General features: G+C 65.5%; 17 protein-coding genes, 1 tRNA gene, 1 other RNA gene and 1 pseudogene. 11 read left to right on the forward strand and 9 right to left on the reverse strand.

The features are described 5' to 3' along the window. Positions 1-217 precede the first annotated feature (217 nt). Together ACX80M_RS09065 and ACX80M_RS09070 are read right to left on the reverse strand one after the other, a co-directional pair. Positions 218-1,150: a phosphodiesterase gene (locus ACX80M_RS09065; RefSeq protein ID WP_252603158.1), complete on the reverse strand. Its 933-nt coding sequence runs from the start codon at positions 1,148-1,150 to the stop codon at positions 218-220. Between the two features lie 122 nt (positions 1,151-1,272). Further along, positions 1,273-1,800: a glutathione peroxidase gene (locus tag ACX80M_RS09070; RefSeq protein ID WP_308216219.1), complete on the reverse strand. Its 528-nt coding sequence runs from the start codon at positions 1,798-1,800 to the stop codon at positions 1,273-1,275. Between the two features lie 130 nt (positions 1,801-1,930). Between ACX80M_RS09070 and ACX80M_RS09075 the strand changes: the two genes are divergently transcribed. Next, positions 1,931-2,524, forward strand: a complete 594-nt coding sequence (locus ACX80M_RS09075) for a hypothetical protein (protein WP_459309497.1) — start codon at positions 1,931-1,933, stop codon at positions 2,522-2,524. Between the two features lie 74 nt (positions 2,525-2,598). On the opposite strand, the pseudogene ACX80M_RS09080 reads toward ACX80M_RS09075, so the two are convergent. Beyond that, a pseudogene (locus ACX80M_RS09080) lies at positions 2,599-2,952 on the reverse strand (M23 family metallopeptidase); the annotation flags it as partial. Between the two features lie 493 nt (positions 2,953-3,445). On the opposite strand from ACX80M_RS09080, the gene ACX80M_RS09085 reads away from it, so the two are divergent. Next, complete coding sequence (locus ACX80M_RS09085; RefSeq protein WP_459309418.1) at positions 3,446-4,363, forward strand: oxygenase MpaB family protein; 918 nt, start codon at positions 3,446-3,448, stop codon at positions 4,361-4,363. A gap of 102 nt (positions 4,364-4,465) precedes the next feature. Here ACX80M_RS09085 and ACX80M_RS09090 read toward each other — a convergent pair. Continuing rightward, a tRNA-Ser gene (locus ACX80M_RS09090) sits at positions 4,466-4,553 on the reverse strand. A gap of 311 nt (positions 4,554-4,864) precedes the next feature. Between ACX80M_RS09090 and ACX80M_RS09095 the strand changes: the two genes are divergently transcribed. The 4 genes from ACX80M_RS09095 (at position 4,865) to recR (ending at position 9,579) form a co-directional block, all read left to right on the forward strand. Then, the gene (locus ACX80M_RS09095) at positions 4,865-5,191 is read left to right on the forward strand and encodes a hypothetical protein (protein ID WP_459309419.1); all 327 of its coding nucleotides are present in this window, start codon (positions 4,865-4,867) and stop codon (positions 5,189-5,191) included. A gap of 205 nt (positions 5,192-5,396) precedes the next feature. Further along, positions 5,397-5,493, forward strand: an RNA gene (gene ffs / locus ACX80M_RS09100) — signal recognition particle sRNA small type. A 66-nt stretch (positions 5,494-5,559) separates the two neighbouring features. After that, positions 5,560-8,916 (forward strand): DNA polymerase III subunit gamma and tau, encoded by a 3,357-nt coding sequence (locus ACX80M_RS09105; protein WP_459309420.1) that lies wholly within the window; start codon positions 5,560-5,562, stop codon positions 8,914-8,916. A gap of 63 nt (positions 8,917-8,979) precedes the next feature. Continuing rightward, positions 8,980-9,579 carry a recombination mediator RecR gene (gene recR, locus ACX80M_RS09110; RefSeq protein WP_056348564.1) on the forward strand — a complete coding sequence of 200 codons (600 nt, stop codon included), beginning with the start codon at positions 8,980-8,982 and terminating at the stop codon, positions 9,577-9,579. A 145-nt stretch (positions 9,580-9,724) separates the two neighbouring features. Here recR and ACX80M_RS09115 read toward each other — a convergent pair whose 3' ends face one another. Both ACX80M_RS09115 and ACX80M_RS09120 read right to left on the reverse strand, forming a co-directional pair. After that, the gene (locus tag ACX80M_RS09115; protein ID WP_252602229.1) at positions 9,725-10,876 is read right to left on the reverse strand and encodes an ABC transporter permease; all 1,152 of its coding nucleotides are present in this window, start codon (positions 10,874-10,876) and stop codon (positions 9,725-9,727) included. Next, positions 10,873-11,766: an ABC transporter ATP-binding protein gene (locus ACX80M_RS09120; RefSeq protein WP_459309421.1), complete on the reverse strand. Its 894-nt coding sequence runs from the start codon at positions 11,764-11,766 to the stop codon at positions 10,873-10,875. The genes ACX80M_RS09115 and ACX80M_RS09120 overlap by 4 nt, the downstream gene beginning before the upstream one ends. Before the next feature lie 281 nt (positions 11,767-12,047). On the opposite strand from ACX80M_RS09120, the gene ACX80M_RS09125 reads away from it, so the two are divergent. Next, positions 12,048-13,406: an aspartate kinase gene (locus ACX80M_RS09125; protein ID WP_252602223.1), complete on the forward strand. Its 1,359-nt coding sequence runs from the start codon at positions 12,048-12,050 to the stop codon at positions 13,404-13,406. Between the two features lie 144 nt (positions 13,407-13,550). Here the strand turns inward: ACX80M_RS09125 and ACX80M_RS09130 are convergent, their stop codons facing one another. Further along, entirely contained in the window at positions 13,551-13,766 is a 216-nt protein-coding gene (locus ACX80M_RS09130) for a hypothetical protein (protein WP_252602242.1), read from the reverse strand. 132 nt (positions 13,767-13,898) lie between these two features. After that, positions 13,899-14,141: a hypothetical protein gene (locus ACX80M_RS09135; protein WP_252602220.1), complete on the reverse strand. Its 243-nt coding sequence runs from the start codon at positions 14,139-14,141 to the stop codon at positions 13,899-13,901. 82 nt (positions 14,142-14,223) lie between these two features. On the opposite strand from ACX80M_RS09135, the gene ACX80M_RS09140 reads away from it, so the two are divergent. The 4 genes from ACX80M_RS09140 to ACX80M_RS09155 are packed head-to-tail and all read left to right on the forward strand — an operon-like array spanning position 14,224 to position 16,582. Beyond that, a complete protein-coding gene (locus ACX80M_RS09140; protein ID WP_252602218.1) occupies positions 14,224-14,706 on the forward strand; it encodes a MarR family winged helix-turn-helix transcriptional regulator in 483 nt (160 codons plus the stop codon). Between the two features lie 40 nt (positions 14,707-14,746). After that, complete coding sequence (locus tag ACX80M_RS09145) at positions 14,747-15,322, forward strand: SSI family serine proteinase inhibitor (RefSeq protein WP_252602216.1); 576 nt, start codon at positions 14,747-14,749, stop codon at positions 15,320-15,322. After that, entirely contained in the window at positions 15,300-16,232 is a 933-nt protein-coding gene (locus ACX80M_RS09150) for a 3-methyladenine DNA glycosylase (protein WP_252602215.1), read from the forward strand. Before ACX80M_RS09145 ends, ACX80M_RS09150 begins: the two co-directional genes overlap by 23 nt. Then, positions 16,229-16,582 carry a serine protease inhibitor gene (locus ACX80M_RS09155; protein WP_252602213.1) on the forward strand — a complete coding sequence of 118 codons (354 nt, stop codon included), beginning with the start codon at positions 16,229-16,231 and terminating at the stop codon, positions 16,580-16,582. The genes ACX80M_RS09150 and ACX80M_RS09155 overlap by 4 nt, the downstream gene beginning before the upstream one ends. 81 nt (positions 16,583-16,663) lie before the next feature. Here the strand turns inward: ACX80M_RS09155 and ACX80M_RS09160 are convergent, their stop codons facing one another. Next, positions 16,664-19,828 carry a S8 family peptidase gene (locus tag ACX80M_RS09160; RefSeq protein WP_445260465.1) on the reverse strand — a complete coding sequence of 1,055 codons (3,165 nt, stop codon included), beginning with the start codon at positions 19,826-19,828 and terminating at the stop codon, positions 16,664-16,666. Positions 19,829-20,065 lie beyond the last annotated feature (237 nt).

Raw genomic sequence — 20,065 nt, forward strand, 5'->3', positions numbered from 1 at the left:
CAGCTGCCCATAGAGCCCGGCACGCTCCGCCTCCAGCTCTTCCAAGGATCGGTTCACCATTGCCACTCCTCATCTGGTTGTTATATTCACAACCAGATTAGCCTCGTCACGGACTCAAAAGCGATCACCTATATTCCTGACGCACACCCTCTGACGCTCGCAGCCCTGACGTTGGTCGCGCCCACGTCAGGGCTTCCGACCCGCCGGGCTTTGCGCGCTAGATAGCGTAGTTCGGAAGGGCTACCTTCCTGACGCCTCCTGTTTTGGCGTTGTCAGGGATGCTGACGCCCGCCGCGGCCAGTCTCTCGGCAGTCATTTCCGAGGTGACATGCTCGCCGACGGTGGCCGCGCGCCCCAGCGGAACCACGGAGTGGACAATGGTGTGCTCGTACACGTGTACCAGGTTGAAGGCCTGCCCGCCGTCCCGGCCGCGGGTACCGCCCACGGCGACGTTGAGGTCCTGGGTGTAGCACGTGGCCGAGGCGACGGAGACAGGAATCCCCGCAAAGGTGGCGGTGGTCGAGTAGTGCAGATGCCCGGCAAGAATGGTCCGGACGTCGGAGTTGCGGACCACGGAGGCCAGGCTTGCCTGGTCCCGCAGTTCCACGAGCACGGCAAGGTCCAAGACCGACGGGACCGGCGGATGGTGGAGCGCCAGGATGGTGCCGTCGGGGGCCGGGGTATCAAGCTGGCGGGTGAGCCACCCCAGCTGTGACGGGCTTAGCTCGCCGTGGTGGTAACCCGGGACCGAGGTGTCCATGGTGATGATGCGCAGGCCATTGATGAAGTAGCTTCGGTCCACCGGCGCATCGCTCGCCGGCTCGTCCAAGAGCCCGGTCCGGAAGTTGGCGCGGTTGTCGTGGTTGCCCATGGCCCAGATGACTTGGGCGCCCATGTCTTCGCAGGCGGGATCAACAATGGCCCGGAGCTTTGCGTAGGCTTCAGGGTCGCCTTGGTCGGCGAGGTCGCCCGTGAAGATCACGGCCTCGGGCCGGGCACCGGAAGCCTTGACCTCTTCAAAAAGCTGAATGAGCTTGGCTTCGCTGTCGACTGCGCCGTGAAGGGGATCCGGACCTCCCAACAGGTGGGGGTCGCTCAGGTGGAGAAGGAAGTGGCGTGGCCGGGGGTGTTCGGCCTCGATGTGCTTCATTGCTGCCTCTGTGGTTGGTGGGAAACGGCGTTTCCCTTCTACCCTTCAGTAACTATTATCCAATCAGACAATTGGCAAACTGTGGGTAAATTGTTGCGGCCAAGTTGGAAAAAACTAAAGAATTAAGCCCAGGAAAGTTCGGTTGTGGCCGCCGGTCCGTCAAATTCTGCCAGTGCCACTTCAATTGCATCGATGACCTCGGCGGAGTCCGGTTCGACGGTGGGCGCGAAGCGTGCCACCACCTCGCCCTCGCGGTTGACCAGGAACTTCTCGAAGTTCCATTTCACCAGGCCGGGCAGCACACTGGTTTTGAACCTGGTCAGCTCGGCATAGAGCGGATGCTGGTCCTTACCACGCACGTTGGCCTTGGCCGTCAGCGGGAAAGTGACACCGAAATTCCGCTCGCAGAACTCGGCGATCTCGCTGTCGTTGCCTGGCTCCTGGCCGGCGAACTGGTTGCACGGAACTCCGAGCACATCGAAGCCGCGGTCGCGGAACTTCTCGTATAGCGTCTCCAGGCCCGCGTACTGCGGAGTGAAACCGCACTTTGACGCCACGTTCACAACCACCACCACGTTGCCCTTGAACCGGCCAAAGTCGGTTTCAGTGCCGTCGTTGAGAGTGAGCGGAATGGTGTACAGGTCTGTCACAGCGCCGTCCTTGAAAGGTTGGTCATGCAGGTGATTCGTTGCCAACCATCAAGGGTACGGGTGCAGTCTGGGAGTTCTCTGTCAGGGTCCCGCCGACTCGGACCATGTTGCGGTGTCGGTAGGCGTGGCGGTGGATGTAGCTGTCGTAGGAGACGAGGGCGAGGGCGACGCTGTTTCGGCTGAGGACCCGCTACTCGTTGTTGCTGTTGGCTCCACCGTTGGCGCCGGCGTCGGCGTCAGGCGCGAGGTAGGCCTGAACGGCCACGACCTGGAGACAGTGGGCGTCGGAGACGGCGACGCGCTCGTCGTCGGCGCAGGCGAAGTGCCCGTGGGGGCAGGCGAAGTGCCCGTGGGGGCAGGTGAGGTGCCCGTGGGGGTGGGTGACGTCGTCGTCGGCGTGGCGCTTGAGGTTCCCGTCGGCGTCCGCGTTGCCCGGGGCGTGGAAGGCGTCGGGGAGGGCGATGCCGTCGAAGTGGCTGATTCTGTCGCAGATTCTGTCGCTGTTTCAGTCGCAGTCGGGTCCGGCGATGCGGATTCAGGCGAGGTAGCGTCCGGCGACGGCTCGTCCGTGGGTGCCTCGTCCGGCGGTCCCGACGTTGTCACTGATCCCTCCACCGGCGGCGGTTCGGACAGTTCCTCTTCGCCGCCCAGGACCGTGTGGCTGTTGTCCTCTGCGACCGGGATGGCCCAGCGTTGCGCGCCGACGTCCACGGGTTTGGCATAGCTGACCATGGCTATGTCCTCGAGTTCGTCCAACTGACGAATGCGCAGAAGTGTCCAGTTCAGCGGGCTGGTGTGCTTGCCGTTGAGGATGGTTTCGAAATGCAGATGGCAGCCGGTGGACCATCCCGTGGTGCCCACACGGGCAATGACTTGGCCCACCTGCACGGAGTCCCCCGTCCGGACCGCCACAGCCTCCAAGTGGTTGTACGTGGTGATCAGCCCGTTGCCGTGGTCTAGTTCCACGCGGTTGCCGCCGCCCCAGGGGTGCCACCCGGCGGCCCGGACCACGCCTGCGTCGGCCGAATAAACCCTGGTGCCGCAGCCTGCAGCGAAGTCCTGGCCGAGGTGGAAATCGCCGTCCGCACCGGTGATCGGGCTGACCCTGTACCCGAATGGAGAGCTTGAAGTGAGGAGCTCAAGGGGCGCCATGAGGGACCCCTCCGGGGGGCGGGTGAGCCCGGTGGCGGCCACGTTAAGCGGAGCGCTCCCGCCCTTGGCGATCGTCCTGACCACTGTGCGGTTAAAGGGAACCAAGGCCCGGCTGTCCGTCAGGAAAGCACCGGCCAGCCCAGGCAGGCCAACATGTCCGGCACCCGCCGGCGAAGCTGCCGGGCGGAGTTCAACGGGGGACGATCCAGGGAGGCCGACGGCGCAGAGTGACGCGGCAACAACGGCGCTGGCGGCCAGCACGCGCACAGCTATGGCACAGCCGCCCGCGGGCTCCTTCTCCCGGCCGGATCCCCAATGATTGCCCACTCGTCACTCCCGGGTTGGCCCGCCAGACCCCGGATCCAGACGGACTTACCATCTCATGGGACCACAAAGACCCGGGCCTGTGAACCCCCGCGCCGGTCCCGCTGCGGACATTATGTGGATCACCCCTCAGAACCGTGCCCGCCGGCTTCTGGGCGAGAATAGTGACATGCGAAATTTCCTCAGGGAATGGCAGGGCGAAATCAAACGGGTATTCACCGGCAGCACTGACGGTCAGCCCGCTTGGGTTCCGCGGCTGGCCGAAGGGGACGACGCCGGCTATCACCTTCCCGGCTCGGCCGTCTGGGCGGTGCACGGCTCCATGGCTACCATTGTGGCTGGGGTCCGCGCGCTCCTGATGCAGGCCTTGCACCCCGGGGCGCTGGCGGGAATCCACGAGCACTCCGACTTCCGCGCAGATCCGCTCAGCCGGCTGGCCCGGACCATCCGCTGGATTTTCACCGTCACCTATGGCCCACAGGCCGCCGCCGACGAGGCTTCCGCCCGGGTCCGTCGCCTGCATGAGCCTGTACAGGGGACCTACAGTGACGGGCACGGCGGCGAGCGGAGCTACTCGGCCAACGATCCGGAACTCGCCCGATGGGTCCACATCGCGTTCGTGGACGCCTTCCTCTCGGCCCACGAAATCTGGGGTGCCGGGATCCCCGGCGGCCCCGACGCCTATGTCCGCGAGTGGGCCCAGGCCGGACAGCTGATGGGCGTGGGGGATCCGCCCCTGAGCGAGGCCGAAATGCGGGAGCAACTGGACCGCTGGTATAACAACGGTGAGCTGGTGACGGACAGCAGGGTTGCCGAGACCGTTGAGTTCATCCGCAACCCGCCACTGCATCCGCTGCTGCGCCCCGGCTACCGGATCATCTTCGCCGGCGCCGTCTACAGCCTTGAGCCGAAGTACCGCCGCATGCTGGGGCTCCAGGTCCCCCGGCTGGGGCCGTTCCCGCTCCCCGTGAGGCTGGCAACGAAGGTGACTCTCGGCGTCGTACATCTTGCCCTTGGACGCGGGCCTGGACCCAGCGAACAAGCGGCCCGGGAGCGCCTCCACCGCCTGGGCTACGCGGGCACGTGACCTGGCCGCCGGGCTGGGCAGCTGGGCTCCAGCCATGGGTCATCGCCTGGCTGGAGGACAGCAAAAACCCGGCCCTGACGAGGTCAGAACCGGGTTTTTGGCTGGCGGAGAATGGGGGATTTGAACCCCCGAGGGCGTTAACCCAACACGCGTTCCAGGCGTGCGCCATAGGCCGCTAGGCGAATTCTCCAGCTGCTTTCGAATCAAAAGCAGATACTAGACTACCTGAACATTCCGGCATCGCCCAATTGGCCCGTCGGACTGTTACCGCACGCGGCAATCCGGGCTCCAGCTGGCCCGTTAACGTAAAAATGGACGCCCCCAATGCGCCCATTCCTCCGATACACCGTTGAGCTGCCGGGTCCGGCCCTCCAGCCAGGCCCCGCAGCTCACAACCTTGAGATTGCCCCAATCGGTGTACATATCCATGATCGGCCCTACCCGCCGGATAAGCAATGAAAATCGCTGCCCATTAGCCTGCCTTCTTGGCAGGATGAGGCCATGACACAGCTGCACGCCCTGGTGGTTTACGTTCCGGAGACACACACGGAGCCGCTGCTCGCGGCAATCGGGGACGCCGGCGCGGGCAGGATCGGGAACTATTCGCACTGCACATTCACCTCCCCCGGCACCGGGCGCTTCACTCCGTCGCCTGGCGCCGAGCCGTTCATCGGGGCCGTCTGTGCGGTCGAACGCGTGCCGGAAACCCGGGTGGAGTGCGTTGTGGAGGAAGAGATGCTCGACGCCGTTGTGCTGGCCCTGCGCGCGGCGCACCCTTACGAGGAGCCCGCATTCATGACCTGGCCGGTGGACGGCTGGCGACGCTAGCTGGCGTCCGGGCCTTTGAACCCGCTTTCGCCTTTGCGCCAGCTTTCGCGGCCGTGGCCCGCTTGAGCGGTGCGGGCCAGCACCGCTCAAGCGGGTCCGGGCAGCTCATCAGGAAATTCCGGGCCGCGAGTGGGCACCCGGCCGGGCCACGGCCGGCCGCAGTCCGGGCCGTCCGGACCTTCCTGAATCTTCGGGTAAACTTGTCTGCGGCCCCTCATGTGGCGTCATCCTGTTGAACTCCCCCAGGACCGGAAGGTAGCAAGGGTAAACGGGCTCTGGCGGGTGCATGGGGGGTCTTTACTATTTCCCCACAGGGCGGCCGTCCGCGAGGGATCCTGATTGTCTGCCCGGATTGGTAGGGTTTTCTCGTGACTGTTACTACCACCGCCCTTTACCGCAGATACCGCCCGGACTCCTTCGCTGACGTTATCGGGCAGGAACATGTCACCGAGCCGCTGATGACGGCACTGCGGAAAAACCGTGTCAACCACGCCTATCTCTTCTCCGGCCCACGCGGTTGCGGAAAGACCACCTCCGCCCGCATCCTGGCCCGCTGCCTCAACTGCGCCCAAGGCCCCACAGATACGCCCTGCGGTACGTGCCCCAGCTGCATTGAACTGGCCCGCGGCGGCTCAGGCTCCCTGGACGTCATCGAGATCGACGCCGCCAGCCATGGCGGTGTCGACGACGCCCGCGACCTCCGCGAGCGCGCAACGTACGCTCCGGTCCGCGACCGCTACAAGATCTTCATCATCGATGAGGCCCACATGGTCACCTCTGCCGGGTTCAACGCCCTGCTGAAGATCGTTGAAGAGCCGCCGGAGCACATCAAGTTCATCTTCGCCACCACGGAGCCGGACAAGGTCATCGGCACCATCCGCTCCCGCACGCACCACTACCCTTTCCGGCTTGTCCCGCCGGAGCCGCTGATGGCGTACCTGGAGCTGCTCTGCAACCAGGAAAACGTTCCCGTGGCTCCCGGCGTTCTATCGCTGGTGGTCCGGGCCGGCGGCGGCTCCGTCCGCGATTCCCTGTCCGTGCTGGACCAACTGATGGCCGGAGCCGGACCCAACGGCCTCGACTACGAACTTGCCGTAGCCCTCCTCGGCTACACCCACGCATCGTTGCTGGATGACGTCGTGGAAGCTGTGGCCGCCTCAGATGCCGCCACCGTTTTCCGGGCTGTGGACCGCGTGGTGCAGACCGGCCACGATCCCCGCCGCTTCGTCGAGGACCTGCTGGAACGCTTCCGCGACCTCATCATCGTCCAGGCCATGCCCGAAAGCGCCCAGGTCATCCTCCGCGGCATGCCTGCGGACCAGATCGCCCGGCTCCAGAACCAGGCGCACAACCTCGGGGCTTCCGAACTCTCCCGCGCCGCTGATGTCACCAACACTGCGCTGACCGAGATGACCGGCGCCACGTCTCCGCGCCTGCACCTTGAGCTTCTCTGCGCCCGCATCCTGCTCCCCAGTTCGGAACAGACGGAACGCGGCATCGCTGCGCGGATCGACCGCGTGGAGCGGCGCCTGAATTACGCCGGGAACGACGTCGGCGCTCCCGCTCCGGCTGGTGCTGCGGTTTCGGCTGGACCCGCTGCGGTTTCCGCGGTGCCGACAGCGGCAACTCCGGCTCCTGCTGCACCTGTTTCCGTACCAGCAGCTTCCGCGCCGGCTCCTGCTGCACCCGTTTCCATACAACCAGTTTCTGCGCCAGCCGTTTCTGAGGCGCCCGCTGCGGCGCCGGTTGCTGCGCAGCTGCCTTCAGGGTCAGCGGCTGCCGGTCCCGGGTCGGCCCGGCCACAGGTATCCGGAGCCGAACAGACCAGGCCGTCGCTGACGCCGCCCAGGGTCAGCACCAACGACTGGCCGGTTGACGAGTCCACAGGCAGGCGGCCCGCTCCCACACCGCAGGCATCCGGTCAGCCCACCCGAGAGACCGGGGCAGACGCCCCCCGCGCAGTTTCCCCGGCTACCCCGCCGGCAAGCACCGACGCTGTCACGGCTCCTGCCACCGCTGCACCTGCCCCGGCTGCGCCCGCTTCGGTTGGCCATGCCCCTGCCACTGCCGCACCGACCGGTGCGACAGGAACTGGCGCGGCAAGCACTGGGGCCGCCGGGACAGGCGACGTCGAAGTCCTGCGCCGTGCCTGGCCGGAAGTTCTGCAGACACTCTCCAAGATCAAGCGCAGCACGTGGGCCCTGGTTGAGCCGAACGCCCAGGTGGGTGCATTTGACGGCCAGGTCCTGACACTGTCGTTCAGCACTACCGGGTTGGCTGGCGCCTTCGGCCGGGCTGATCACGCTGAAAACCTGCGGCAGGCGATCCACAAAACAGTGGGCATCGACTGCCAGATCACCGCAGTCGCCGGTGGCACCAACAGGGCAGCGAGCGCTGAGCCAAACCCAAAAGCTCCCGCTAGTCCGGATGCCAGCCCGGAAGCTCCGGCCAGTTCAGCCGATGTCGCGTGGGGCCTGGCCCCTGCCAGCGCCGTTTCCACGCCTGACGTCCTGGCCACCGCGCCGGCACCTTCGCCAGCCCCCTCCTCCGCGACGCGTGCTCCCGAACCGGCCGTGCCTCCTGCCACTGCTGCACCTGCACCGACTGCAGGCGCGGCAGCTATTGCGGAAACTGTCCAGCACACTGGCGACGTCAGCGCGTCGGCAGCCACTGAGGCCGCCCAGGTACCAGCCGCCCAGGGACAGCCGGTACCAGCTGAGCCGGATGCCACCGCCGGTTCGTATGCCTACTCCGATGACGACTGGGGTCCCCCGCGCGACGAAGATGCTCCGCCGCTGGACGAGGAACCACCCATGGACTGGGATCCCTCGGCTGCGGCTGCCCCACGCCTGTCGCCTTCACAGCCTGAGCCTTCAGCGGCCGCACCCGCCAAGCGGCCCGTTCGAGGTGCTTCAAAGGCTGCAGCAGCAAAGACCTCCCCAGCTAGCAGGTCCTCCGGTGCGGCATCGGCCGCTCCTTCACAACCCGATCCGGCACTGGACCCGTGGGGCCGGGCCGTCGAGCAGGCGCCGGGCGTATGGGTGGTTGGCACCGAGCCCAATGTTGGCAAAAGCCTGAACACGTCCGTCCCGGAAGAGGCCACGGCAACCGCTCCTGCGCCCAGCTACGAGCCGGCCACCGCCCAGGTCCCCAAGACGTCAGCTGTCGTCAGCCAGTCCGATGCCGACGCCAGCTGGGGCTTGCCGCCCGTAGCCCCCACCGCAACCACCGAAATCCCCGCACTATATTCAGCAGCACAACATTCAGCTGCACCGCAGAGCTCCGCGCCAGAGACCCCCGCACTACAAGGCCCCGCACCAGAATCCGCGGCGCCCAACAACCCGGCGCCAGCCAGCCAAGCCCCGGCAGTCCCGCCAGTGGAAGCAGCCGTTCCCGAACCGGCTGAAGTTCGTGAGTACGCCATGGCATCGACTGCTCCGGCTGCCGCACCCCTGCAGCCGGCACCGGCGACATCCGAGTCCGCTGCTGCCGCCCGGCAGAGTCTTTACCAGCGCCTGTCCAACAGCCCCGAGGCCGAAGCCGGGCGTGCCAAGGCGCCGGCCAGGGCTGCCGCCGCAACCTACGTCCAGGACATACCGAGCGCGGACGATGAAACCATCGAGGAATCCGGTGTCTTTGGACGCGCCGCCGTCGAGCGTATTCTGGGCGGGAAGCTGATCGAGGAGCGGTCCCCGGACGGAAGCCCCATCGTTGCGAGGTTCTAGGCACCTGGCGCACGTACTCCCGCAACTCCATTCACTACCCAAGCCAAGCCAAAAGAGGAAAACGTGTACGAAGGTGCAGTCCAGGAGCTGATCGACGAGCTCGGACGGCTTCCCGGTGTTGGTCCCAAATCCGCCCAGCGGCTTGCCTTCCACATCCTCGAAGCGGACCCGCAGGACATGAAGCGACTCGTGGAAGCCATCACCATGGTCAAGGAACGCGTGAAGTTCTGCACTGTATGCGGCAACGTCACCGAGCAGGAACTGTGCAACATCTGCCGGGATCCCCGGCGCGACCCGTCAGTCATTTGTGTAGTGGAGGAGTCCAAGGACGTCCTCGCCGTGGAGCGCACCCGGTCCTTCCGCGGCCGCTATCACGTGCTGGGCGGAGCCATCAACCCCATTGCCGGCGTTGGGCCCGAGCAGCTGCGGATCCGGGAACTCCTGACCCGGCTGAACGACGGCGCCATCCAGGAAGTCATTATCGCCACCGACCCCAACCTCGAAGGCGAAGCAACGGCCACGTACCTGGCCCGGATGCTGAAGACAATCGGCATCGTGGTGACCCGTCTGGCCTCCGGGCTGCCTGTGGGCGGCGATCTTGAGTACGCCGACGAGGTCACCCTCGGGCGTGCATTCGAAGGCCGGCGCAACGCCCTGACCTGAGCGGACCTGCCCCTGACCTGGTCAGGCCGACAGGCTAAGGCAGACAGGCTAAGGAAGACCGGCGCCCCGACCCGGCCTGGCCCAGCCCGGCCTGGCCTGGCCTGGGTTCAGGGGGCCGGGCTGAGCCGTCGTCGGGCACACCGGCTTAGGCGATGCGGGTTCCGCGTGCCAGCCTGTGTGCCGGGGTGCGCAGCGAGCGCCAGCCCAGCCACATCAGCAGCCCGGCAAGCAGCAGCTGCAGGCCGAGCCCCAGCGGCCACAAGGGAGTGGACTGTGCCAGGTACTGCGGCTTGGCCTCCCCGTTGGCGCAGGGGTAGGTGCCCTCCGGACCGGCCATGGCGTAGCGTGCACCCTGGCTGATGGATTCGATGGCCCCCACCGGTGACGACATTCCGAGGCCACTGTTGACGCGGACCGTGTAGGGGATGGCATCGGCCACCACCACGTAAGGGTTCATGGCCAGCATCCACGCCACCCTTTCGGTGCGAACTGCTGGCTGGGCACGCAGCGGTCCGGAGCAGGTGTACTCCGGTTCCTGCGGCGCTGTTTCGTCGGGTACCGGCCGCAGCGGTTCGTAGTTGCGGTACTGCGCCTGGTTGGCCATGACGGTGCCCTGCGAGAGCCCGGTGCCCAGGCCGAAGGCAATCAGGGAACCGAAAACCAGCCCGGCCACGGCAAGGTACGTGACGACAATCGAGAACAGCGGACGCCCCGCCAGCGCGGAAATTCCGACGCCGATGGCACAGACCACACCCACCTCAACCGCGAGCATCAGGAGGGCCACGATGACATGGCCGGGCGTCATGCCGCCAAGGGCCACTCCGATGACCAGGAACGGCGTGCTGGCAACCAGGAAGGCCAGGGCGGCGGCCCACGCGGCGAAGAACTTGCCCCACAGGATCTGGCCGGGACGGAGCAGGGTCACCTGAAGGATGGCCAGGGTCCCGCCGGCGCGGTCGCCGTTGACGGCATTGGCAGACAGTGCGGGCGCCACCAGCAATGCGAAGAGGAGGACAAAGGCCAGGACCACTTCGAAGATCATGGACCCCGGACCGGTGTCGGGCGGCAGAAAGTTGGAATAGGCGCGCTGGGCTTCGCGCTGGGCGTTCCAGCTGGCCCAGGTCAGCCAGGTCACCAGGCCCGTCAGGATGAACCAGATGGCCAGCATGATGTACCAGCCGCGGGACCGGAGCCGCTGCTTGAGTTCCAGGACCACCACATCCCGGATGCCGGCAAGGTAGCCGGCACCAAAGCCGGAAGCCGGCGGGCGCTGCGTTTGTTCTGTCAGCTGGCTCATCGCCGCTCCCCCTCAAGGTTCATGTAAGTCTCTTCCAGGGCACCCGAGGCGGGGGCAAAGGAGCTGACCCCGACGCCGGCCAGCACCAGGTCGCGCAGGAGGCGGGCGGCGTCGTCGTCGTTCAGCAACACCAGGCTGACGGCCGGCCGGCGGCCGTCCTCAACCCGGAACGTCAGGCCCAAGTCCGTGAGTTTGGCGGCGAGCGCTGCGCCGTCGGTTGCCGAGATGGCGTAGCGCCTGCCGGAGGCGGCAGCCGCGTCCGTGGTCTGGTGCCGGACCGTCCTCCCGCGGTTGACGAACACCGCTGCGTCCGCAATTTCGTCCAGCTCGCTGAGCACGTGGGAGGAGACAACGATGGACTTCCCCTCCGCCGCAAGCTGCCGCAGCATCACGCGCAGCTCCACCCGCGATCCCGGGTCCAGGCCCGACGCCGGCTCATCGAGCAGCAGCACGGACGGATCGTGTATCAGTGCGCGGGCCAGGCTGAGGCGCTGCTGCTGCCCCCGGGACAGGACACGGGCCGGCTGGTCTGCAAGGTCACTCAGGCGGACCCGGTCCAGCATCTCTGTAACGCGCTGCGGGATTCCGGCCTTGGGCAGCCGGTAGAAACGGGCTATCTGGGTGAGGATCTCACGGGCGGTCAGGGACTCCCACACGCCCAGGGTATCCGGCATCCAGCCAATCCTTTTCCGCACTTCCGCGCGGTGGTGCTGCGGATCCAGCACATCCATCGTGACAGTGCCGGAATCCGGCGCCAGCAGTGAAGCCAGCATGAGCAACAGCGTGGTTTTACCGGCACCGTTCGGGCCGATCAGTGCGGTGACTTTTCCCGCCGGAGCATGGAAATCCATGTGCTCGACGGCGTGCACCTGCCCGAAGCTGCGGCTCACCGCGGTGGCGCTGATGCCGTCCTGGCGCGGGCTTTCCGGCTGGGCCGGAATGCCTATTCTGTCATTTCCCGAGCACCTGTCCCCCAAAGCCGTTCATGCATACTGACTATATGAGCCTACGCCTGAGCCGACGGGCGCAGTATCCGCCGGAAGGCTGAGATTTGGACACAATTCCGCGTCCGGCCACAGGCGGCGATAAACTGGGCTGACACGTCACGCCGTCCAGCCGCAAGGCCGTGCCTGACCTCCAGAACTCCGATTGATCCAGTGAAGGTACGCGCATGAGTACGCCCACTTCCGAAGTGCACACAGCAACGCAGCCACAGGAGCTGCCCGAAGGCACTGCCGTGACCAAACAGCTGATTGTGCAGAAGTTCGGCGGCTCTTCCGTGTCGGATGCCGAGGGAGTCAGGCGCGTCGCCAAGCGCGTGGTCGACGCGCAGCGGGCCGGCAACGAAGTGGTGGTGGTCGTTTCGGCCATGGGCGACACCACCGACGAACTGCTGGACCTCGCCGCCCAGGTGACAGACTCCGCCCCCGCCCGCGAGATGGACATGCTCCTCTCCGCCGGTGAGCGCATCTCCATGGCCCTGCTCGCCATGGCCATCAACAAGTTCGGCGCCTCGGCGCAGTCCTTCACCGGCTCCCAGGCCGGCATGATCACCGACGGCATCCATGGCAAGGCTCGAATCATCGACGTCGATCCGCACCGCATCCGTACGGCCCTGGACAAGGGGCACATCGCGATCGTGGCCGGCTTCCAGGGCATGAGCCGCAGCACCAACGAGATCACCACCCTGGGCCGCGGCGGCTCGGACACCACCGCCGTCGCGCTTGCGGCCGCACTCGACGCCGATGTCTGCGAGATCTACACAGACGTTGACGGCATCTATACGGCTGACCCCCGAGTGGTGCCTTCCGCCCAGAAAATCGACACCATCTCCAGCGAGGAAATGCTGGAACTCGCGGCGTCCGGTGCGAAGATCCTGCACCTGCGCTGCGTTGAATATGCGCGCCGGTTCGGTGTGCCGTTGCATGTCCGGTCCTCATTCAGCCAGAACGAAGGCACCTGGGTCATCCCCAGCGCCGAAGACAAGATCACCACTCAAGAGGGAGTTGCCTTGGAGCAGCCAATCATCTCCGGCGTTGCACACGACCGTTCCGAAGCCAAGGTCACTGTGGTGGGTGTCCCGGACATCCCCGGCAAGGCGGCCGCGATCTTCCAGGTCATTGCCGACGCCCACTCGAACATCGACATGATCGTGCAGAACGTTTCCACGCACGGCACGGGCCGGACGGATATTTCCTTCACGCTCCCCATCGTCGAAGGCGCGGAGGCCCTGGAAGCGCTCAAGGCCGCGCAGCCGGACATCGGGTTCGAGAACATCGAATACAACGAGCAGATCGGCAAACTGTCCCTGATCGGGGCCGGCATGCGGTCACACCCGGGCGTCTCCGCGACGTTCTTCAAGGCCCTGTCCGACGCCGGGATCAACATCAACATGATCTCCACCTCGGAAATCCGGATCTCCGTGGTGACACACGCCGATCTCCTCGATGACGCCGTCCGGGCAATCCACAAAGCCTTCGACCTGGACAGCGAGGACGAGGCAACCGTCTACGGCGGCACCGGGCGCTAGGCCGCTCTTAGAAAGCAACGAGGGCCCACGCCCCGCAGGGTTCCCTGGCCGAGCTTGCGAGGCTAGGGCGCGGGCGGGGAGGGTCACTTCCGGCCCGATAAACGAAGGTTATCGGGCCGGAAGTGACCCCGCGTTGCTTTTGTTTCAGCCCTGTTTGTCCAATTCTTCGCGGCGCACGGCGTAGTGATGACCTTCGGAATCGGTTTCCACCACGAAGTGGGAAAGATCCTCGTCAGAGGCCTGCTCGAACTCATCATGCTTGTGGACCACGGGCGAATCCGTGTCCAGACGCGTTGCCGGCCCGAAGACAAAGCGGAGCCTGTCAGTCGCGTGCATAAAACCGGTGAGCGCATGTCCCATTGTTTCCACCCCCCTTCCCGCGTTGCGGGCGAAAGAGCCACTGCCTCCTTGTGGAGTCAGTGCCCTTATTTTACGCCCGCCGCCCGAAAATTGGTCTGGTGAGGTTGGGCATGGTGGGGAGGCCGGGGAGCGTCAGCGGAGGGACTGGTCGTCCGGGTTCCTGGGCACAACATAGGTGCTGCCGTCCGGGCGGGTGACCGTTTCCCATTGCTGGGTTTCCCGCTCGCGCTGAACCAGGAGTGCCCGGTTCTCTTCGGTCATGTCATGCACCAGGGAACTGCGGTTGGCCGGGCCGAAAATCGCCCTGAGCTTGCCGGTTGCGCGCATGAACCGCTGGGATGCGTTGCCCTTATCGCCTGACTTGCCTTTGCCCATGAAAGTGACCTCTTCGATAGAACACAATTACCCGCTCCAGTGTACGCTAACAATTAGTGCACTAACTATTGGAGGAAATGTTATGACGGTACTGGCCGGCGCTGCGCGGCAGCAGGACGATGACCTCCTCTTGGAGCAACAGCTCTGTTTTGCCCTCACCGTGGCATCCAGAAGCGTGGTGGGCGCCTACAAGCCCGTCCTCGAAAAGCTCGGACTCACCCACCCGCAGTACCTTGTGATGCTGTGCCTGTGGGAGTCAGCACCCCGCACCCTGCGCAGCATCAGTGAAGCCCTGGCGCAGGCCCCGGCCACCATCTCACCGCTACTTCGGCGTCTGGAGGAGGCCGGCTTTGTCACCCGCCAGCGGGTGGACGGAAACGAACGCACCCTTGCCGTGGGCCTGACCCCGGCCGGCGCCGCGCTGCGTCAGCAGGCCATTGCTGTCCCGGGCACCATGATGGAACGCCTGGGGCTGACCCGTGAGCAGGTGGGCGCGCTGCACAAATCCATGATGGGGCTCATCGCCGCCTCCGCCGGATCCAACGGGCAACCCGCCGGGGAATAAATGCGGCAAGGCGTAAAATGGCAGCAACCTAGGAGGGTCCATGCGTTTGCGAACAGTACGGCCATTGCTGGCGGTCCTCGCCATTGCCGGGCTCGCCGCTTGTACGGGCACGCCTGACGGGACCGGGACTTCATCCGCCAGCCCCACAGCCAGCCCCACAACCAGCTCCTCCGCCAGCCCGGGCGCCTCCGGCTCCCCCGCTCCGGACACCGAGATTACCGTCCCTGCGCCGTCCCCTTCAGCACCCCCGGCCCCGACGGCAGGCCCCGGCGCCGGCAACGCCGAGCTTGCCATCATGGTCAGGCCCTCTCCCACCGAAGCGGCAGTGAACTACACGCTGGTCTGCCGCGGCGGCCTCCCCACGGCTGAGAGCAAGCACCCCAGGCCGGAGGCTGCGTGCGCTGCCCTCAAGAACAACGCTGCGCTCCTCAGCCCGGCCCCCAAGAGCAAAGACGTGGCCTGCACCGAACAATACGGCGGCCCGCAGACCGCCACGGTCACCGGGATTGTGGACGATACTCCCGTGGATGCCACGTTCGCGCGCACCAACGGCTGCGAAATCGGTGCCTGGAACGCAGCCCAGGACGTCCTGGGTGCCAGCGGTGGAGCAACGTAGCCTGCTGACGGCCGAGGCCTGGCGTGCCCGCGAAGAAGCGCACGCCCAACGCGTCCGCCGTTACTCGGATCCCTACCTTGCCCGCCGCTCGGCAGGTAGGAAGCACCCGGTGGAGGACTTTCTTTTCACTTACTACACCCAGAAGCCTGGCCAGCTGCTGCGCTGGCACCCGGGAGCCGGCGTCGTACTGACCGCGGAAGCGGCGTCCGCCCGCATGGGCTGGAAGCACTACAAAACGCTCGACGACGGCGAACTCGCCTCCCTTGGGCTGCCGCCAGGAACCCCTGCCGTGACCTTTGACCGCGCCCGGTTCCTGGCCGACCGGCAGGAGGCGGTGGCCTTCGCGGACATCATTCTTCGCGGCACCGCTGCCCGGCCCGCGCAGTTCGGCTGCTTCGGGCTGCACGAATGGGCCATGGTCTACCGACAGGACAAATTCGACCTGCGCCATGAATACCTGCAACTGAGGCTGGGTTCGGCCGGCACGGACAAAGTGGTGGAGGACAACAGGATACGGTGCTCACACTTCGACGCCTTCCGCTTTTACACGCCCGACGCGATTGCGCTGAACGAACTGGCGCCCAGCCGCGAAAACCAGCGGCACATGGAACAGCCGGGCTGCCTGCACGCCAACATGGACCTCTACAAGTGGGCGTACAAACTGCTGCCCGCGCTTCCCAGCGAACTGGTCATGGATTGCTTCGAACTGTCCTGGCGGATCCGGGCCATGGACATGCAGGCCTCCCCCTACGACCTCGCGGAGTGGGGTTACCCGCCCATTCGGATCGAAACCGCGGAAGGCAAAGCGGCCTACGTTGAGCATCAGCGCGCCTTCGCCGGTGAGGCTACTGGGCTCCGAGGTCGCCTGGCGCAGGCCTTGGCACCGCTTCGAACTGCGGGGACCGTATGAAGGACCTCGAGCTGACCATCAGGGTCACGGAAGACCCCGACTCCCCCGAGTACGAGTTCCGGCTGATAGTCCGCGATGGCCGCCCTGCTGACGGTTGTACCGTGCCCGATTCCGCAGCAGCGTTGTCAGCGATGGAACGCTTCGGTGAGGACATCTTCTTTCCCAAACCGGCCCCCCCGAAACTCTGCACGCAGCAATACGGCGGGCCGCAGGTGGCCGTTGTGACCGGCTCCATCAACGGCCGTCCCGTCAGTGTGACTTTCCGGCGAACCGATGGCTGTGAAATCTCCCGCTGGCGCGCCATGGCTCCCCTGTTCGGCGGGACAACTGGTTCCCGCGGCGAAATCTGACCATCGGCGGCAGCCTCCGCAAAACGGGAACGCCGCCGGAACCAAGCGGTCCGGCGGCGTTCCCATGCTGTTGCTGAAGGGCTAGAGATCCATATTGCGGTTTCCGGAGAACTCCGGGACCTCCTGCTTCTTCTTTTCCTTTTCGACCTTGTCCTTCTTGTCGTTGGCAGGGTCATCGGCAGTTTCATCAGCAGGGACCACCAAAGCACTGCCTGGTGTGACAACCACAGATACGAAGGTGGGCGCGCTCGAACCCGCGAACGTCACTCGGCCGATATACGAGCCTTCAGCGAGGTCCTTCCACTGGAGCTTCAGAATGCCCGACTGGCCGTTCCCGAGCCGCAGCGGATTGGGGGTCACAGTGGCATTTCCCACGTTGGCTCCCAACACCGCAGCGTCCACGGACGCCTTCGTGGGCTGCCCATTGGGGCTTGCGTAGAGGTTCACAAAAATCGTGTACACGCCCGGAGCCGGGTTCGGAACCGAAATTGATTCACTGGCAGAGGCCGTCTGGGCCAGCAGGGCCTGGCCCGCCGGGTTGAAGACCACCATGTCGAAGTCGGCGGCCTCGTCCGAGGAAAAGACGGAGAACTTTGCCAACGGCGATCCTGCCGGAACGGTGACCTCCTTGGCGAAGTTGGACGCGTCCGTTTCCAGGGCCAGCGGCCCTGGCACCAGTTCGATGGCCGAGGAGTCAGCCTTGGACAGTCCGTCCAAAGTAATCTTCACAGGCGCGTTGGTGCCCGAAACCACCGGAATGTCGCCCTGCCCCTGGCCTCCTTCCGAGGTAAACGCCAGGTTTGCCGGTGCCACCACTGACTGCGGGCGGACGGCCACCGGCGATGCCACGTTCTTGCCGGCACCCTGCCAGATGAGGTTGCCCATGGCAAACTGCCCCAGGGCAGCGCTGGTGTTCTCGAACTTGACCTTGAAGGTGCGCTTCTCGCCGGCAGCATTGAAGCTAAGGATCGACGGCGTGACCGTCACCTTGACGCCAGGAACGCTGGCCTTGGCCCGGTAAACGCCTGGGGTCAGCGCGGTGACAGTCCGCGTGACCTCTGTCTTGCCGGTGAGTGCCCCCAGCGCGAACGAGGCAACATTCATATCCCGCGGTGCGGTTGTTCCGAGACCCCGGATGCCCATGTCCAGGCCCGTTCCCTGAATGAACTTCAGGTAGTCGTCCTCGGAATTGTCGTAGACGAGGCCGGGATCCAGGACCCGCGCAATGTCCACGTGGCCAGCGCCGGTTGCGAACACGTCACCGTTCCGGCTGCCGTCTGCGTTCTTGATATCAGCTGCCGTGGTCATCATGGCTGACTTGACGGTGGCCGGAGACCATGTGGGGTTCTTGGCCAGGATCAAGGCGCCAAATCCGGCCACGTGCGGCGCGGCCATGGACGTCCCGGACATCATGCCGAACTGGTCGCCGCCGGAACCGATGGGCGAAACGCCTGCCAGCACTGCCACACCCGGCGCCGCCACGTCAGGCTTGAGCAGGTCTGAGCCGGCGGCAAGCAGCGGGCCCCGGGAGGAGAACCCGGCGATCTGAGGCTGAGGCGCGGCCGGAAGGCCGGTGGTGTCCGTGTTTACCAGGGAGACCTTGATGCCGGGGTTGGCGATGATCTTGTCCTTGATCTGCTGCGTGGCTGGCGGGTTCACGTGCACTGTCGGGACTGCATGGCGGTCAAGGTCCTCGGAGGAGGTGGTTACGTTGACCAGAATCATGCCGATGCCGCCGGCGCGCTGCACCTCGGCGCTCTTGGCTACGCGGTCCACCACCCCGCGGTCGCAGACAACAATCTTCCCTGTCACCTTGGCGGGATCCAGCGCCTTGGGTGCGCACAGTTCCGGGTTTGCTGCGCCGGCGGCTGCGGCACTTGCCGCCAGCACAACGTTGCTCGCAGGAACGGGAGCGGACATAAGACTGGCGCCGCGGTACTTGCTGCCGTCCTCAAATTCGACGGTTCCCTGCAACTCCGTGGAGAAGGAGCTCGCGGCCACTGTGGTCAGCCACGGAGCGCCGTGGTTTACGGTGCTTGCCGTGGGTCCCGAGTTTCCGGCGGATGCGGCAACAAAGATTCCCGTGGACGCCGCGGAAAGGAAAGCCAGGGAAACCGGGTCCGTGGTGGTTGAGGTGCTGCCGGAGATGGAGTAGTTGAGCACATCCACGCCGTCCAGGATGGCTTGATTGATCGCGGCCACGGAGGCGGAGCTGTAGCACCCTCCTGTGGCTGGGTTGTCGTCCTCCCAGCAGACCTTGTAGACGGAGATCTTAGCCGCCGGCGCAACGCCGCTGGTGATGCCCATATCGGTTGCACCAAGGTTGGCCCGGACGTTCGCGTTGCCCGCGGCAGTGCTGGCGGTGTGCGTCCCGTGGCTTCCCACATCCACAGGCGAAATCAGTTCTTCGGGCGCGCGGTTCTCCGGCGCCACGTACGCCATGAAGTCGTCAGCGAAGTAGCGGGCACTCAGTACTTTGGAGTTGCAGGCGCTGCCGTCAAACGCAGCCCCGGTCCCCTGCCCCTTCTGGCACTCACCAACGAAGGTGTCGCCGTCGGACTTGAGCATGGCGATATTGCCGTCTGCGGTGCGGTACGGGGCGCCCATCTGGGCCTGGCCGGCGAGGGGTTGCACGTCGTCCCCGGCGAAGAACGGGTTGGAGGGTGTGTAGCCGGAGTCAATAACGCCCACTACGACGCCTTTGCCGGCATTCTCCTGCCCGCCGAAGGCAGTCTTCCAGATGCCATTTTCACCGCTGAGCCCAAGGAAGTCTGTAGTGGAGTAATCCGGCGCGTTCTCCGTGTCCGGTGCCACCATGAGGACGGCCGGGTCCTTGGCGAGCTTAGCGGCCTGGTCGGCGGTCAAATCGGCCGAGAACCCGTTGATGGCAGCCGTGTACTGGCGCTTGATCCGGACGCTTTCGGACCCGGCCACAGCGTTCTGCCTGCCCTCAAGGTGCGCCCGGTACTGCTGGACTTCCGGCCGGTCGGCGTCAAGCTTGCTGCCCTTCTGGGGCTTCGTCGCTGCGAGTCCGGGAGTCCCGCCGTCGTAGGTGGCCGCCGGCTTCTCGGCCAGGACCACAATGTAGCGGCCGGCGGGGTAGTCGCCGGGGTTGATCTTCTTTGAGGCAACTGCCGTGTTTGCTTCAGCGGGCGCCGCGGTAGCGGGGCTCATCGCCATCGAAGAAAGGAGCAGCGGCAAGCCCACGGCCAATGCCGCTGCTTTCCGGAGTCCCCCGCCCCGAATGGGGCTTTTTCCAGTTGATTTCACGAGCGACTACACCTTTCACGAGGAACGGCCGGCCACGTTGCCGGTCTGGAGCAGCTGGGAACGGCACACGACATTACAGATTTTGTAATGCTGTGACCAGCCGTTACAAACAGTACAGACTGAGAGCTGAATATGACATAGGACACATCAGGTGTATACGTCAATCATGCAGCTACAAGGCGGGGCCGGGAAGGCACAAAAGAAAGACCCCGA

The organism is Pseudarthrobacter sp. MDT1-22 (assembly GCF_054511035.1).

Excerpts from the sequence above, each read along its gene's own strand:
- ACX80M_RS09155 (WP_252602213.1), top strand. The coding sequence starts at position 16,229 with ATGAAGGACCTCGAGCTGACCATCAGGGTCACGGAAGACCCCGACTCC.
- ACX80M_RS09140 (WP_252602218.1), top strand. The coding sequence starts at position 14,224 with ATGACGGTACTGGCCGGCGCTGCGCGGCAGCAGGACGATGACCTCCTC.
- ACX80M_RS09095 (WP_459309419.1), top strand. The coding sequence starts at position 4,865 with ATGACACAGCTGCACGCCCTGGTGGTTTACGTTCCGGAGACACACACG.
- ACX80M_RS09085 (WP_459309418.1), top strand. The coding sequence starts at position 3,446 with ATGCGAAATTTCCTCAGGGAATGGCAGGGCGAAATCAAACGGGTATTC.
- ACX80M_RS09125 (WP_252602223.1), top strand. The coding sequence starts at position 12,048 with ATGAGTACGCCCACTTCCGAAGTGCACACAGCAACGCAGCCACAGGAG.
- ACX80M_RS09135 (WP_252602220.1), bottom strand. The coding sequence starts at position 14,141 with ATGGGCAAAGGCAAGTCAGGCGATAAGGGCAACGCATCCCAGCGGTTC.
- ACX80M_RS09065 (WP_252603158.1), bottom strand. The coding sequence starts at position 1,150 with ATGAAGCACATCGAGGCCGAACACCCCCGGCCACGCCACTTCCTTCTC.
- ACX80M_RS09115 (WP_252602229.1), bottom strand. The coding sequence starts at position 10,876 with ATGAGCCAGCTGACAGAACAAACGCAGCGCCCGCCGGCTTCCGGCTTT.
- ACX80M_RS09145 (WP_252602216.1), top strand. The coding sequence starts at position 14,747 with ATGCGTTTGCGAACAGTACGGCCATTGCTGGCGGTCCTCGCCATTGCC.
- ACX80M_RS09130 (WP_252602242.1), bottom strand. The coding sequence starts at position 13,766 with ATGGGACATGCGCTCACCGGTTTTATGCACGCGACTGACAGGCTCCGC.